The sequence below is a fragment of the Glycomyces tarimensis genome (genome assembly GCF_054776215.1).
The window spans coordinates 394438-409787 of sequence record NZ_BAAHCB010000020.1; the positions used below are offsets into that span (position 1 = coordinate 394438).

Genomic DNA, 15350 nt, shown 5'->3' on the forward strand with positions numbered 1-15350 from the left:
AGGCCATGTCCGAGACCCGGCCCGGCGCGGTGAAACTGGAGGCGGTGCTCGAACGCGTCACGTACGCGAACGAGGAGACCGGCTACACCATCGCCAGGGCGTCGACGGCCAGGTCGGGCTCGGAACTCTTGACGGTCGTCGGTCCACTGCTCGGCGCCCAGGTCGGGGAGAGCCTCGATCTGACCGGGCGGTGGACCAGCCACCCCAAGTACGGCCGCCAGTTCGAGGTCTGGTCTTACCGGACGGTCCTGCCGGCCACCGTCCAGGGCATCGAGCGCTACCTCGGTTCGGGCCTGATCAAGGGGATCGGGCCCAAGACCGCCGAGAAGATCGTCGCGCACTTCGGCGTCGACACCCTGGACGTCATCGACGAGGACCCGGGGCGGCTCGTCGAAGTGCCCGGGCTCGGTCCCAAGCGCACCAAGTCGATCGCGGCGGCCTGGGAGGAGCAGCGGGCCATCAAGGAGGTCATGGTCTTCCTCCAGTCGGTGGACGTCTCCACCTCACTGGCCGTGCGGATCTACAAGAAGTACGGCGACGCCTCGATCGGCGTGGTCAAGAACGAGCCGTACCGCCTCGCCAACGAGGTCTGGGGCATCGGCTTCAAGACCGCCGACGCGGTCGCCCGAGCCGTCGGCATCGCCCACGACGCGCCCGAGCGCATCAAGGCCGCCCTCCAGTACACGCTCTCGGAGGCCGGCGACGCCGGGCACTGCTTCCTGCCGGCCCCGAACCTCATCGCCGACACCGTCGCCCTGCTCGGCCTGGAGGCCGGCCCGGTCGCGAAGGCGCTCGACGAGCTCGCCGGCGAGGCCGAGCACGTCATCGCCGATCAGGTCCCCGCCGGCGACTCGACGGTCCCCGCCCGCTATCTGGCGCCGTTCTTCCACGCCGAACGGGGCCTGGCCGCCGGGCTGCTCGGTCTGCTGCGGGCCGAGGGCGACCGGCTCTCGGCGTTCGCGAACGTCGAATGGGACAAGGCGTTCGCGTGGCTGCGCCGCCGCCGCGACGCCGAACTCGCCCCCGAGCAGGCCGAGGCCGTGCGGCTCGCCCTCACCGAGAAGGTCGCCGTGCTCACCGGCGGGCCCGGCTGCGGCAAGAGCTTCACCGTCTCCTCCATCGTGGACCTCGCCCGCGCCAAGGGCGCCAAGGTCATGCTCGCCGCGCCCACCGGGCGGGCCGCGAAGCGCCTCGCCGAACTCACCGGCTTCGAGGCCACCACCCTGCACCGCCTGCTGGAGCTGCGCCCCGGCGGGGAGGCCGCCTACGACCGCGACAAGCCCCTCGACGTCGACCTGCTCGTCGTCGACGAATCGTCCATGCTCGACACGATCCTGGCGAACAAGCTCGTCAAGGCCGTGCCGCCCGGGGCGCACCTGCTCCTGGTCGGCGACGTCGACCAGCTGCCGAGTGTCGGCGCCGGCGAGATCCTGCGCGACATCCTCGCCGCCGAGACGGTCCCGCGCGTGCGGCTGACCCGGATCTTCCGCCAGGCCGCCGAATCGGGCGTCGTCGCGAACGCCCACCGCGTCAACAACGGCGAGTTCCCGGCCCTGGAGGGCTACGACGACTTCTTCTACTTCGCCTGCGACGACAACGAGCTGGTCGCCGACAACATCGTCGACATCGTCGCCCGCCGCATCCCCGCCCGATTCGGTCTCCACCCGGTGCGCGACGTCCAGGTGCTCACCCCGATGCACCGCGGCGGGCCCGGCGCCGGGAACCTCAACCTGAAGCTCCAAGAGGCCCTCACCCCCGCGCGGGAGGGCGTGCCCGAGCGCCGCTACGGCGGGCGCGTCTACCGGGTCGGCGACAAGGTCATCCAGGTCCGCAACAACTACGCCAAGGGCGCCAACGGCGTCTTCAACGGCACCGTCGGCGTCGTCGAGGCGATCGACCCCGAGGCGCAGACGCTGCGGGTGCGCACCGACGAGGACGAGGACGTCGACTACGAGTTCGCCGAGCTCGACGAGCTCGTCCACGCCTACGCCATCACCGTCCACCGCTCCCAGGGCAGCGAATACCCGGCCGTGGTGATCCCGGTGACGACGAGCGCGTGGACGATGCTGCAGCGCAACCTCCTCTACACGGCGATCACCCGCGCCAAGCGGCTCGTGGTGCTCGTCGGCTCGAAGAAGGCCCTCGCCGTGGCGGTGCGCACGGCCGGCAGCGGCAAGCGCCACACCGGGCTCGCGCACCGGCTCGCCGGCTTATCGCTCCTCGGGAGAGCGCGGCTTCTCGGCCGCGGGGTAGACGACCCAGTGCTCGGACCGCTCGTCCTCCTTGTAGGAGTTCTGGGTGACCACGACCATGAGCGCCACCAGACCGCCGCCGACGACGAACAGCGCCAGCACGACGATGTTGACGAGCTCCGGCTCCACCGGGGCCTACCGGTAGTTCGTGAACTGGAGGGCGACCTCGAGATCCTTGCCCTTGAGCAGCTGGATGACCTCCTGGAGGTCGTCGCGCTTCTTGCCGGTGACGCGGAGCTTGTCGCCCTGGATCTGCGGCTTGACGCCCTTGGGGCCCTCGTCTCGAATGATCTTGCCGATCTTCTTGGCGTGCTCGGCACTGATGCCCTGCTGGAAGGCCACGTCGATCTTGGACTCCTTGCCGGACTGGCGCGGCTCGGACGCCTCCATGGCCTTCAGGGAGATCCCGCGTTTGATGAGCTTCTCCTTGAGCACCTCGAGGGCGGCCTTGACCCGGTCCTCGGTCTCGGCGGAGATCACCGCGGCCTCCTCGCCGGAACGCTCGACGCTCGCGCCGGTCCCGCGGAAGTCGAACCGGGTGGACAGCTCGCGCTGCGCCTGATTCACGGCGTTGTCGAGCTCGGCCAGGTCGATCTCGGAGACGATGTCGAACGAGGCGTCAGCCATGGAAACCAGTCCTTCCGGTCGGTAGGGGCGACGGTGGTCCAGCTTAGTCCGACCGCCCGGCGAGAGCCGAGTCCCACCCGCCGCCACCCGAACCGGAGTGAACGCAGTCTCAAGTGCCAACCCGCTTGCGCGGTCCCACCCGGATGACGCTATTCTTGCTCTCGCTACACAGCAAGGCAGGTTGCCCGAGCGGCCAAAGGGAGCTGACTGTAAATCAGCCGGCATTGCCTACGTAGGTTCGAATCCTACACCTGCCACCAGTGAGCAAACGGCCCGTGACCAGGGGAAACCCGGTCACGGGCCGTTTCGTGCTCCCCGCGTCACTCGGCCATGGCCGCCTCGGTCGGCAGCCACGCCACGACCTCCCAGCCGCCCTCGGGCCGCGGCTCGGCCCGCAACTGCCCGCCGACCGTCTCCACCCGCTCGCCGAGCCCCAGCAGGCCCAGACCGCCGCCGGTGTCCGCGAGCTTCCCCCGCGCCGCCCGCCCGTCGTCGCGCACCGACACCTCCAGACCCCGCGAACCGGCCGCCGCCACGACCACGCGCACCTGCTTGGTGTCCTGCGCGTGCTTGCGGACGTTCGTCAGCGACTCGCGCACGATCCGGTGCGCCGTCGCCGCGATCTCCGGCGCGACCTTCCCGGCCAGCTCGGGGGAGATGAAGCAGGACGCGTCGGTGCCCTCCCGGCTGAACCGCTCGACCAAGTCCTCGATCTGCGCCAAGTCCCCCAAGGGGTTCACCCCCGCGCCGGCGTCCTCGGCCCGCAGCATCTTCACCATCCGCCGCATCGACGCCAGCGCCGCCAGCCCCGCCTCCTCGATGTCCCCGAACGACTTGCGCGGGTCGGTGTCGGTCACCTGCGCCGCCTGCGCCAGCACGACGATCCCCGTCACGTGGTGCGCCACGAAGTCGTGCATCTCCCGCGCCAGCTCCATGCGCTCGGCCCGCCGCACCTCCTCCTGCGTCTCCCGCCGCAGCTTGTCCAGGCTGCGCAGGTACGCGCCGAAACCGATCACGGTCGACATGGCCAGAATCAGCAGTACCGTCCCGCCGACCTGCGACCCGGGGTAGATGAAGAACCGGAAGCCGATCACCGTGATCGCCGCCCCGAGCACGAACGCGACCCACCGGCCCGGTGCGGCGTCCCAGTGGCGGACCGCGAACAGCAGGAGCAGCAGAAGCGCGAAACTCTCCGCGATACCGATGCCCCGCCCGGGCGACAACGCGACCGCCGCCAGCGTGGCCGCCAGCGATGCGAACCCCGCATACGCGATCCACCGCTTGCGCCCGGGCCTGTAGCACACGTAGACGCCGATCACCAGCAGCGACACCGGGAACTGGAACCAGGCGATCGGCCGGGTGATCGGCATCGGGTCGTTCGGACCGCTCGAAAGCGACTCGGTCGCCAGCATCAACAGCAGCACCGAGACGATGCCGATCTTGAGCAAGCGCATGCTCAGCCGGTTCAAACGCACATTCCAGGCGGGCTTCGCGGTCATGACCTCGACGGTAGCCGCGAAAAACGGCCCCTCCGCCGAATGACCGACCCCGCCGAGACGAAACCGGCCATCGAACCGACGCCGCCGCACCCTCGTCGCGGCGAAGCTGGACGACATGAACGCCTTCATCGACATCGGCACGGCCGTCAGCCTCGCCGTCACAGCCGTCTTCCTCATCACCGGGGCGATCCTGCCCTTCGTCACGCCCGAACGAAAGGAACGCAGCCGATGAACCCGCCCATGCTCACCGGCAGTGCCCTCCACAAGCGCTTCGGCACCGCCACCGCCCTCGCCGGCGTCGACTTCGGCGTCGCCGGCGGCGAGTCCGTGGCCGTGACCGGACCCTCCGGCTCCGGCAAGTCCACCCTCCTGCACTGCCTCGCCGGCATCATCCGCCCCGACTCCGGCGAAGTGCGCCTCTTCGACGAACGCATCGACACCCTCTCCGAACGCGAGCGCAGCCACCTGCGCCGCTCCCGGTTCGCGTTCCTGTTCCAGTTCGGGCAGCTGCTGCCCGAACTGCCCGCCGAAGAGAACGTCGCCCTCCCGCTCATGCTCGGCGGCACGAGCCGCCGCGAAGCCCTCGGCCCCGCCCGCGAGCGCCTCGCCGAACTCGGCCTCGCCGGCAAAGAGAACCGCCGCCCCGGCGAACTGTCCGGCGGCGAGGCCCAGCGCGTCGCCCTCGCCCGCGCCCTCGTCGTCCGCCCCGCCGTCGTCTTCGCCGACGAACCGACCGGCGCGCTCGACCGCACCACCGGCGACCAGGTCATGGGCGTCCTCCTCGCCACCGTCGCCGACCTCGGCGCCGCGCTCGTCGTCGTCACGCACGACCCGCTCATCGCCGCCCGCTGCACCCGCACCATCGAGATCCGAGACGGCCGCCTCCACGACGGCGCCGTCACCGGGGCCGCCCGATGACCGCCCTCGCCTGGCGCCTGACCCGCCTCGGCGGGCGCGGCGCCCTCCTCTCGACCGGCCTGACCGTCCTCGCCGTCGCCGTCGCGACCATGCTCCTCCAATTCGCCGTCGCCGGGAACTTCGCGTTCGCCGAACGCGCCGAACGCACCGAATGGCGTGACCCCGACGCCGCCGACGGCGGCACCGCGGTCATCGCCACCGCCGTCGACTACCTCGGCGGCGACGGCATCACCCGCGTCGACCTCGCCGCGCTCGACCCCGCCGCCCCCGCACCACCGGGCCTGGACGCCTTCCCCGCCCCCGGCGAGATCTGGCTCTCGCCGGCGCTCGCCGACCTCCTCGCGGACGTCCCCGACGACCACTTCCTCGACCGCTACGACGGCACCGCCACCGGCCGCGTCGGCGAGGAGGCCCTCGCCCACGACCAGGAACTGCTCGCCATCGTCGGCCGCGCCCCCGACGAACCCGCCATGACCGCCGAACGCGTCAGCGCCGACGGCGTCTCCCCGCGGACCATCGACGGTTTCGAGCACGGCACGGCCGGAGTCGAGTACGGGCTCTACCGGATTCTCATGCTCCTCGCCACCATCCTCATGGCCGTGCCCGTCGCGATCTTCGGCGCCGCCGCGGCCCGCCTCACCGTCGCCCGGCGCGACGAGCGCCTCGCCACCATGCGGCTCGTCGGCGCCACCCCCGGGCAAGTCGTCCGGCTGACGCTCATCGAGACCCTCATCGCCGCCGTCGCCGGCGCCGTCGCCGGAACCGCCCTGTGGATGGCCGCGACGCCGCTGATCGCGCGCATCCCCATCGACGGCGGACACTGGCGAGTCGGCGACCTGTGGGCCGGCGCGCCCTGGATGGCCGCCGTCGCCCTGGCCGTGCCGGTCCTCGTCGCCGTCTCGGCCGTGATCGGCCTGCGCCAGGTCGTCATCAGCCCGCTGGGCGTCGCCCGCCGGGTGCGGGCCAAGGGCCTGCGGGCGATCCGCGTGGTGGTCTTCGCCGGGTGCGTGATCGCGTTCCTCATCGCCTCCCAGGTCCAGTTCGGCGGCGAGGTCGTCGTCGCGACCGTCCTGCTCGGACTGCTCGCCGCGGCCATCGGCGCGCTCAACCTCATGGGGCCCTGGGTCGTCCAGAAGATCGGGAGCCTGTTCGCCCGCACCGCCAGGACGCCCGCCAGGATGCTCGCGGGCCGGCGCCTGGCCGACGACCCGAAGGCGGCGTGGCGGACCGTCTCGGGGGTAGCCGTGGCCGGTTTCATCGCCGGCTCCGTCGCCCTGTTCCCCATGGTCCAGACGGACACCGAACCACGCGCGAGTGAGACGCTCACCGTGCTCGTCCCCGCCGGCGAGGCCGAAGCGCTCGCCGAGCGGGCCGATGCGGCGCTGGGAGGTCTCGCGGAAGTGTCCGTCCCGACCGCGGCCGGCGACGAGGAGTACACCGAACTGACCGCGACCACCGCCGGCAGCGATGTCGAACGCGCCCGCACCATCCTCACCGCGGCGCTCCCCGGCGACCCGCCCGAACGCGAGGTCGACGAGACGATCATGTCCAACCGGATCCTCGGCAGCGTGCGCGTCGGTGTCACCGTCGTCCTCGCCGTGGTGTTCGCGACCGCGGCCGTCTCGGCCGGCATCAACGCGATCGGCTCGGTCCTCGACCGGCGCAAGACCTACCGGCTCCTGCACCTCTCCGGCACGCCACAGGAGGTCCTCGACCGCGCCAGGAGGCAGGAGACCGTGCTGCCCTTGGCGGCGCTCGGCTTCACGTCAGTGGCGTGCGGGATGGGCATGACCCTCCCGCTCATCGGCATGATGGGCCTGGACGTCTCGGGCCTGATCATCCTCGCGGCGACGCTCGCGATCGGGACCGCCGCCGTCATCGGCGCCGGGGCCGCCTCCAGGCCGCTCCTGCGCTCGGTCATGAGCGACGTCAGCCCGCGGCCCGACTAGCGCGAGGCGGCCGAGTGCGGCGGCGCCGCACCCGGCCGCCGGCTAGCCGCGGAGCGCCTCGGTCTGCGCCTGAAGGGACTCCGTCGTCGACGCCAGACCGGCCAGGGCCTGCTGCAACTGCTCCAAGCCCTGCTTGATCTGCTCGATCTGACCGACCTTGTCCTCGGTGCCGAGCGAGGAGAACTGGCCCGAAAGCTCGTCGGCCGAGCTCATCGACGCGGCGACGCTCGCGTTCGCCTGCTCGATGGCCTCCTTGTTCGCGCCGATCGCGCTCGACAACTCATCGATATTGGCCATGATGGAATGGCTCCGTTCTCATCGGGGGAAATGCTGGCGGCCTTGGCATCCGACCGGACCGGCGAGACGACCGCTCATCACGGTAGCGGATCGGGCGGGTCCTGTCATCGCACACAGCGGCCCCTGCGCGCACGCCCTCGTGCGCCGTCTTGTCCGCCTTTGCACGGCTCGCCCGGGTTCCGTTGGTGCCCAGAATATGCCACCATGTGCGCATGCCCCGCCGTCCGCGTGATCTGAGTCCCGAAGAACTCCGCTTCATTCCGCAGCAACCGGTGCGGTGGATGTCGCCCCGAACCCTCGCCGAGACCGCCGCCCGGTTCGGCCTGGCCAGACTCCTCGGCGGGTACCTCGACAAGCGGGAGATCTTCGGCGGCCGGCCCCAAGGCGTGTTCGCGCACAACGCGGGCGAGGAGCTGTGGATCGACTACGTCGCCGACATCGGCGACGGCTTCGACGCCACCTACTCGATCGCCTACCTGCTGGGGCAGCGCGAGCTCGAGGTCGGCGGCGAGCGCCTGCCGCGCGGCTCGGTGCTCATCATGGGCGGTGACGAGGTGTACCCGGCGGCGAACTGGCGCGAGTACGAGCACCGCATGAAGGGGCCCTACGAGGCGGCGAACCCGGCCTCGCCGGTGGCGCTGTACGCGATCCCCGGCAACCACGACTGGTTCGACGGGCTCACCGCCTTCGGGCGGCAGTTCATCGAGGGCCGGAGCGTCGGCGGCTACAAGACCGCGCAGACCCGGTCGTACTTCGCGCTCAACCTCCCGCACAACTGGTGGCTGTTCGCCATCGACGCCCAGTTCGACGCGCACCTCGACCAGTCGCAACTGGAGTACTTCACCACCGTCGCCGAGAACATGCGGCCCGGCGACCAGGTGATCCTGTGCGTACAGCAGCCGTCGTGGGTGTGGACCGAGGAGGACCCGAGCTCGTTCGACCGGATCGACCAGTTCATCCGCGACATCGTGGCCGAGCGGGACGCCGAGGTGCCGCTCATCCTCACCGGCGACCGCCACCACTACGCGCACTACGCCGAGGTCGACGGGACGCGGCACCTGCTGACCGCCGGCGGCGGCGGGGCGTACCTGTCGCCGACGCACAACCTCCCGCCGACGATCGTCGCGCCACGCCAGTCGGTGAGCAAGCCCGAGGTCGCGCAACGGGAGTACGAGCTCACGGACACCTATCCGAGCCGCACTCGGTCGCTGCGGTACGCGTTCGGCATCTTCGGGCGGCTGCCGTGGCTCAACAAGGGCTTCACGCTCCTGATGAGCGTCATCATGCTCGTCGCCACGGCCTCCGTTCTGGAGGGAACGGGCCCGTTCGTGGCGGCCGCCGCGGTGCTCATCGCCGCCGGAATCGCCTTCGCCCATCCCGGTCAGGGGTCCCGGGGCTTCAAGCACTACCTGCTCGGCCTGGGGCACGGCGCGGCACAGATCGGACTGGCGTGGGCGGGCGCGCGGGCGCTCACGGCGCTGCCGTGGAACGACTTCTGGGCGTTCGTGGCCTATCTGCCGGTGGCCGGGCTCGTCTGCACCTGGCTGGTCGGCCTCTACCTGGTGATCGCCAACCGGCTCGGCGTCAACGCGAACGAGCTGTTCGCCGGCCTGTCCATCACCGACCAGAAGTGCTTCCTGCGGATCAAGATCGCCCGCGAGGGGATCACGGTCTACCCGATCGGGCTCGACCGGAGCGGGCGCGAATGGGAGGCCGACCCCGACGGGGCGGTGGCCGACTCGTGGATCAAACCGGTCGGCGAGCTGCGCCCGCGGCTGATCGAGCCGGGCTTCAAGCTCCCCGACCGCGCCCCCCACCCGCCCGCACCGCCGCGTCTGAACCCAGTGCGGCGGCTCGTCGCGCAGGCCGAGGCGTGGTTCGGCCGGAGCGATTGACACCCTCCACAAGCCGTTGATAGCGTTTCCCGGATGAGCGCCGCCCACCCCGCCCGGCCGACGTCGTTCCCGCTGCGGCTGCCCGAGATGCCGCTGCACGACCCCTACATCGTCGCCGACGCCGAGAGCGGCCTCTACCACCTGTACACCGCCAACCAGGGCTTCACCGCGAGCGCCACCGGCCCGATCAGCGCCGACGGCGTCGGCACCATGGTCTACCGCTCGGAGAACCTGCGCGACTGGGCCGAGCCGGTCCCCGTGTTCCTCGTGGACGACCAGGACGGCGAGCCGTGGGCGAGCGACGGCGCCTGGGCGCCGGAAGTCCACCGCTGGCGCGGAGCCTGGTACCTGTTCACCACGCTCCACAATGCCGACGCCGAGATCAAGGTGCCCGAGCCGGGCCGGTACGGGGTGCCGTTCGGCCTCGACAACTACCGACGCTCGACGACCGTGGCCGTCTCCGACTCCCTCACCGGCCCGTTCCGGATGCTCAAACCCGAAGCACCGATCCTCCCCGCCGATTTGATGACACTCGACGGGACCCTGTTCACCGACGAAGCCGGCAGGCCGTGGATGGTCTTCGCCAACGAATGGATCCAGCGCATCGACGGCACCATCGAGGCGTTTCCGCTCTCCGAAACACTCGACGAGGTCGTCGGCGACGCGGTCGTGCTCTTCCGCGGCTCGGACGCGGGCTGGATCACCCGCGAACTCCCGGCCGGCGTACCCGCCCAGCTCGCACCCTACGTCACCGACGGGCCGCAGCTCTACCGCGCGCCCTCCGGCGCCCTGATCTGCCTGTGGTCGACCTACGAGAAGAACCGCGTATCGGGCGGGCAGGTGGACGGCGACTACGTGCAGACCTACGCCGTGTCCACAAGCGGCAGGCTCGAAGGCCCGTGGACGCAAGGAGAACCGCTGGTGCGCGGCGACTCGGGACACGGGATGCTGTTCACCACCTTTGAAGGTCGGCTGATGCTGGTGCTGCACCGCCCGTTCGAGCATGCACGGGGGAAGCTCTACGAGATGGCGATGACCGACGAAGGGCTCGAAGTGGTACGACAGCGCACCGATCTCGACGGAGACGCCTGAGCGCTGGCAGTCCGCCGGGGGAGACCGGCAATGGAAGGTGGGGCGCTGGCGGGAACGGTGTGGCGTTGATGGTTGCGCTGCACTAAAGGCGTCAGCGACGAAGAGGTTGGTGGCTTGTGGAGGTTGGGTCGGCGGGCGTGCCGGTGCGGTGTGGGCGCGGGCCGTTTCGCGGCGGGCCGTGTGGTGTCCGGTTTCTCTTGCGGGGCAGGACTTCTCGTGGTCTCGGGCGGCGGAAACGTGAGCGTTTTCCCACCCTAATGGGTGATGACAAAGACCCTGTGACCTGGGAGAATAGAGGTATAGCACGAACCGGCGGAAACAGCAGGTTCGTACGAGACCTCAAGGAGGTGTGACATGGCCAAAGCGAGCACGAAGCCCAGCAGGACCGAGCGGAGCGAACGCGCCAAGGTCATCCACACCGATCTCGATGAGGCCGCTTCCCTGATCAACTCCGCTCACGCGCAGGTGCTCGCCCGGGTGATCGAGGCGAAAGCGTGGAATATCCACCGCGACTGCGACGGCTTCTCGGCCTTGCGCGAATGGTTGGTGTCGACCTTCGACTTCCACCTGCGCACGGCTGCTGATCTGGCGGCGATCGCCCGCACGGCAGGGAAGTTCACCGTCCTGGCCGACACGGCGACGTCGGCTGCGGCCCGGATCGACCGGGTCGCGGCAGCCGTGCGCCGACTGGACGCGACCAAGGCACTGCGCGTCTACGCCCGCACTCCCTACAAGGAACCGGTGCCCTCCCCGTTCGACGCCGAGACGCTGTGTGCGACCCCGGAGCACTTGATTGCCGAGTACTGCGTCCACGCCACCGTCAAAGACGTGCACGCCCAACTCGACGAACTTCAAGCCGCGCTCGACTCGGGTGAGGAGCTGTTGGACGGGCTCGGGCAGCAGTCGTTGCAACGGCTGGACCTGGTGGAGACCGAGAACGGTATGTTCGTCCTCTCCGGGCTGCTGTCTTCGGATACCGGGAAGCTGTTCGCGAAGCTGTTGACGACAGCGCTGCCGCCTCCGCGTCAGGGTGAGCTCGACGAGGACGGGTGCCTGCCGCCTGCGGCGAACCGGCGGGCCGAGGCGTTCCACCAGGTGCTCGCGGCCCATGGGGCCGACCCGCACGCGGCGAAGCGGCACGGGCACACCGCCATCCTGCACCTGTCGGTCGACATCGAGACCCTGGCCGGGGAAGACACCGGACGAGTGGCCACCTTGGAGGGCGACCCTATCTCCCTGGGGAAGGCCCGCCTGCTCGCCTGCGAGGGCCTGGTCATCCCCAACGTGTTCAACTACCGCACCGGGGAAGCGATCGAACTCGGTCGTGCCCTGCGCCTGCCGAACTCGGCGCTGCGCAGGAAGTTGGAACTCGAGCAGCCCGGCGGGTGCGCGTGGAGCGGCTGTCTCGCACCGGTGCAGTGGACCGAAGCCCACCACATCCGCCACTGGGTGAATGGTGGGCCGACGGTGGCGGAGAACCTGATCCTGTTGTGCCGGTTCCACCACGGCCGCATCCACACCCCCGGCTGGTCGATTCAGAAGACCGGACCGGGTAAGGCGTTGATCGTCCACCACGACGGGCACGAGGACACCGACCCCGACCTCAAGTGCGGGTGCTCGGACTGGCGCACCGACACCGACCTGGATCTGGGCTTCGCCGAGGACATCGCGAACGCCTTCCCGACCGGGCTGTATCCCGAGGAATGGTCGGAGACCCTGAAACCGGACCTCGAAGCGGCTGCCGAGCGGGCCGAGACCGAGCAGGTCATGGCCGCCGCGAAAGCCGCCCGCGCCAAAGCACGAGCCCGCTTCACTACCCCGACGCCCCAACCCGAGACCGAACCCGAACCGGCTTCAGCGCCGGAACTGGGGCAGGGCCAGAGGCGGGAATACGAGACTTCGGCAGCGCTGACCGAGGCGAAGCGGATTCGCGAACCGGTAAGGGCCGCACCGGCACCGGACTACGGACCGCCGCCGTTCTTAACCCGCCCGCTGCGGGAGGCCGTGGCGGGGAAGGCACCTCATAGGTCGCCAGCTCGAAACCGGCAACGGCTTCGAGCCCTTCTCCATGCCCAGGCCCAGAACCGGACCACCAATCATCCCGAATCCGCCGCCCAGCCAGAGCCCAGCGCCACTCGGCACGGCACCACCTGCCACATCCGCGACGGCAGACCGCCTCCACCCTCCACCTGCTCCCGCTTTTGTCGTCGCCTCAGCGCAGCCGGGCCATCCACGACACCGATCCCGCCAACGCACCCGCCGCCATTGCCGGGCCCAGCAGGCCACCCGCCCGACCACACCGGCGCCAACTTCAGAGACCTGCCCTGATCACCCCGGCACCTTGTCATCGCTGCCTTGGTCTTGTCATCGCTGCCTTGGTGCAGAGCGACCAGCTCCGCGTCGAGTACGGCTCGACCTGCGCTCTGGTCTGGGCGAGTAGTCGGCCGGAGTTGGGGCGGGCTCGGGGTCGGCGCCGAAGCCGAACAGGCGGGTCCTGGCGCTTACGGACGGGCGTCAGGACTCGCGGTCTTCGGCGTAGCGTTCGAGGCGTTCGAGCTGCTTCGGGTCCAGGCTCGGGCGGACCCGTTCCATTGCCCGCTCCATGTGCGCGGCGGTCACCACGGTGGCGTCGAGCGATTCGCGCATCGCCGTCAAGGCCGCCTCCCGCACGAGCGCCGCGCAGTCCGCCGCCGAGTACAGCCATAGCTCGTCGGCGATCTCGTCGAGGTCCACATCGTCCGCGAACGGCACGTTCTTCGCGTTGGCGCGCAGGATCTCCGCGCGGCTGCTCGCGTCCGGCGGCGGCACGTAGACCAGCCGCTCGAGGCGTCCCGGGCGCAGCAGCGCCGGGTCGATCATGTCGGGGCGGTTCGTCGCCCCCACCACGACCACGTCGTGCAGCGCCTCCGCGCCGTCCAGTTCGGTCAACAGCGCCGCGACCACCCGGTCGGCCGTGCCGCCGTCCGTGCCGCCGCCCCGCACCGGGGCCAGCGCGTCGAGCTCGTCGAAGAACATGAGCGTCGGAGAGGCCTGGCGGGCCCGCCTGAAGAGCTCGCGCACGTTCTTCTCCGATTCGCCCACCCACTTGTTGAGCAGTTCGGAGCCCTTGACGCTCAACACGTTCGCGTGCCCCTCGCCGGCGACGGCGCGCACGATGTACGTCTTGCCGCAACCGGGAGGGCCATAGAGGAGGATGCCGCGCGGCGCTTCGATCCCGAGGCGGGTGAAGGCGTCGGGGTAGGTGAGCGGCCACAGGACCGTTTCGGTGAGCGTCTGCTTCAGGTCCTCCATGCCGCCCACGTCGGCGAGCGTCAGGCCGCCGAGCTCGACCGAGTCGCCGGCCATGCTCGAGGGCCGCACCGAGTCCAGAGCGGAGTCGAAGTCCGAGTTCTGCAGGGCCGTCGCGCCGCCGTCCTTGGCGCGCATCGCCGCCCGCACCCCGGCCTCGCGCACCATCGTCGCCAAGTCCGCCGCGACGTAGCCGGGCGAGCGGTGCGCCACCGATTCGATCGCGACGTCCTCGGCGACCTTCATGCCGCGCGTGTAGTACAGCAGCAGCTCCCGCCTCGCGTCGGCGTCCGGCATCGGGACCACGACCTCGTGCTCCAGGCGTCCACGCAGGTCCGCGTCGAGGTCCTCGGTGCGGGAGGTCGTGCACACCACGGCGTGGTCGTTGTCGAGAACCTCCTCGACGAGCGTCTTGAACATCGTGCCCAGCGGGGTCTTGCGCTCCGCGGGCGCGATCGCGTCGGCGCCGGTCACCAGGAGCACGCCCGGCGTCGGGAGCGCCGCCACGGCGGCGCGCAGCCGCTCGGCCGCCGCGTTCGCCTCGATCGCGGCCAGTTCCGGTCCGTCGAGTTCGCTGACGCCCGCGCCGACCTCGGCGGCAACCGAGCGCACCACCGTCGCCTTGCCCGCGCCCGAGGGGCCCGAGACGAGCACGCCGAGGGTCATGTCCGTGCCGACGACGGTCAGTACCTCGCGGTGGTGGAAGCCGAGGTCGAGCAGTTCGCGGAGCTCTTCGGCGGGGATCCGCGCCCCGACCAGTTCCTCGTAGGGGATGTGCCGGGTCTCCTTCGGTGCCGCCTCCGCCGGGGGTTCGAGCCGCGGCGGGGCCGTGCGGCTTCGCGGCTGGACCGTCTGGCCTCCGCTCGGCGTCGCCACTCGTGCCCGCTGGAGGCTCGCGACTCGGCCCATGCCCGGCAGCGGCACGTCGATCGAGGCCGGCGCGTCGTGCTCCCACCGTACGATCGTGTCGGTGGTGATCATCGCCGACGTCGCGGGTTCGGCCTCGACCACGTTGAGCACCATCGTGGTCCAGCCCATGCCGAGGGTGTTGTTCAGCGTCTGCCTGGTGGCCGAGACGATCTCCCGGTGCCCGTCGCCGATCTCGATCGGCAGGAGCGAGACGTCGTCGCCGACGCTCACGACCTTGCTCAGCAGCGCCAGCCGCAGTGTGTCGGGGTCCACCGCGGCGATCACCGAGGCGGGGCCGTTCACCACGACCCGGTCGGCCGCCGTGAGCTCCGCGGGGGCGATGCGCACCGGGTCGCCGTCCCTGGCGCCGATGTTGCCGAGCGTCAGGTCGTCGGCGTACAGGGCCCGCCGGGAGGCGACGCGGTCGGCCGCGAGCGCGATCGCCGTCGTGCTGCGCCGTGCGGCCAGGTCGACGGCGTCGCCGGCTCGGAGGCCGAGCGCGCTGAGCACCTCGGGGTGGAGGCGGATGATGCCGCGGCGGGCGTCCAGCGCGGCGCGAGCGCGGGTCGCGGTGAGTGTGAGAGGGCCAGAGTCGGTCACGCCGCCCAGCCTATAGCGGATCGA

The 15350-nt window shown here is 70.7% G+C and carries 8 protein-coding genes, 1 tRNA gene and 1 pseudogene; 7 read left to right on the plus strand and 3 right to left on the minus strand.

Annotation, left to right across the window (positions count from 1 at the left end):
* Positions 1-5: 5 nt before the first annotated feature.
* Together recD2 and ACYVK3_RS16775 are read left to right on the plus strand one after the other, a co-directional pair.
* Positions 6-2207: pseudogene (recD2, locus tag ACYVK3_RS16770) on the plus strand (SF1B family DNA helicase RecD2); the annotation flags it as partial.
* A gap of 847 nt (positions 2208-3054) precedes the next feature.
* Positions 3055-3139 (plus strand) — tRNA-Tyr (locus ACYVK3_RS16775).
* Positions 3140-3199: 60 nt separating this feature from the next.
* On the opposite strand, the gene ACYVK3_RS16780 is transcribed toward ACYVK3_RS16775, so the two are convergent.
* The gene (locus tag ACYVK3_RS16780) at positions 3200-4513 is read right to left on the minus strand and encodes a sensor histidine kinase (RefSeq protein WP_460498515.1); all 1314 of its coding nucleotides are present in this window, start codon (positions 4511-4513) and stop codon (positions 3200-3202) included.
* A gap of 93 nt (positions 4514-4606) precedes the next feature.
* Here ACYVK3_RS16780 and ACYVK3_RS16785 point away from each other — a divergent pair, with 93 nt between their 5' ends.
* Together ACYVK3_RS16785 and ACYVK3_RS16790 are read left to right on the plus strand one after the other, a co-directional pair.
* Positions 4607-5296: an ABC transporter ATP-binding protein gene (locus tag ACYVK3_RS16785; RefSeq protein ID WP_460498476.1), complete on the plus strand. Its 690-nt coding sequence runs from the start codon at positions 4607-4609 to the stop codon at positions 5294-5296.
* Positions 5293-7245 carry an ABC transporter permease family protein gene (locus ACYVK3_RS16790; protein WP_460498477.1) on the plus strand — a complete coding sequence of 651 codons (1953 nt, stop codon included), beginning with the start codon at positions 5293-5295 and terminating at the stop codon, positions 7243-7245. Before ACYVK3_RS16785 ends, ACYVK3_RS16790 begins: the two co-directional genes overlap by 4 nt.
* Positions 7246-7287: 42 nt before the next feature.
* On the opposite strand, the gene ACYVK3_RS16795 is transcribed toward ACYVK3_RS16790, so the two are convergent.
* The gene (locus ACYVK3_RS16795) at positions 7288-7542 is read right to left on the minus strand and encodes a hypothetical protein (protein WP_460498478.1); all 255 of its coding nucleotides are present in this window, start codon (positions 7540-7542) and stop codon (positions 7288-7290) included.
* A 212-nt stretch (positions 7543-7754) separates the two neighbouring features.
* Between ACYVK3_RS16795 and ACYVK3_RS16800 the strand changes: the two genes are divergently transcribed.
* The 3 genes from ACYVK3_RS16800 to ACYVK3_RS16810 all read left to right on the plus strand — a co-directional run bounded on the left by ACYVK3_RS16800 (position 7755) and on the right by ACYVK3_RS16810 (position 12857).
* Positions 7755-9437 (plus strand): metallophosphoesterase, encoded by a 1683-nt coding sequence (locus tag ACYVK3_RS16800; protein ID WP_460498479.1) that lies wholly within the window; start codon positions 7755-7757, stop codon positions 9435-9437.
* Between the two features lie 33 nt (positions 9438-9470).
* Positions 9471-10529: a glycoside hydrolase family 43 protein gene (locus tag ACYVK3_RS16805; protein ID WP_460498480.1), complete on the plus strand. Its 1059-nt coding sequence runs from the start codon at positions 9471-9473 to the stop codon at positions 10527-10529.
* Positions 10530-10883: 354 nt separating this feature from the next.
* Positions 10884-12857 carry an HNH endonuclease signature motif containing protein gene (locus tag ACYVK3_RS16810; RefSeq protein WP_460498481.1) on the plus strand — a complete coding sequence of 658 codons (1974 nt, stop codon included), beginning with the start codon at positions 10884-10886 and terminating at the stop codon, positions 12855-12857.
* A gap of 186 nt (positions 12858-13043) precedes the next feature.
* Here ACYVK3_RS16810 and ACYVK3_RS16815 read toward each other — a convergent pair whose 3' ends face one another.
* Entirely contained in the window at positions 13044-15326 is a 2283-nt protein-coding gene (locus ACYVK3_RS16815) for a CDC48 family AAA ATPase (protein WP_460498482.1), read from the minus strand.
* Positions 15327-15350 lie beyond the last annotated feature (24 nt).

Excerpts from the sequence above, each read along its gene's own strand:
- ACYVK3_RS16780 (WP_460498515.1), bottom strand. The coding sequence starts at position 4,513 with ATGTCGATGAAGGCGTTCATGTCGTCCAGCTTCGCCGCGACGAGGGTG.
- ACYVK3_RS16785 (WP_460498476.1), top strand. The coding sequence starts at position 4,607 with ATGAACCCGCCCATGCTCACCGGCAGTGCCCTCCACAAGCGCTTCGGC.
- ACYVK3_RS16790 (WP_460498477.1), top strand. The coding sequence starts at position 5,293 with ATGACCGCCCTCGCCTGGCGCCTGACCCGCCTCGGCGGGCGCGGCGCC.
- ACYVK3_RS16795 (WP_460498478.1), bottom strand. The coding sequence starts at position 7,542 with ATGGCCAATATCGATGAGTTGTCGAGCGCGATCGGCGCGAACAAGGAG.
- ACYVK3_RS16800 (WP_460498479.1), top strand. The coding sequence starts at position 7,755 with ATGCCCCGCCGTCCGCGTGATCTGAGTCCCGAAGAACTCCGCTTCATT.
- ACYVK3_RS16805 (WP_460498480.1), top strand. The coding sequence starts at position 9,471 with ATGAGCGCCGCCCACCCCGCCCGGCCGACGTCGTTCCCGCTGCGGCTG.
- ACYVK3_RS16810 (WP_460498481.1), top strand. The coding sequence starts at position 10,884 with ATGGCCAAAGCGAGCACGAAGCCCAGCAGGACCGAGCGGAGCGAACGC.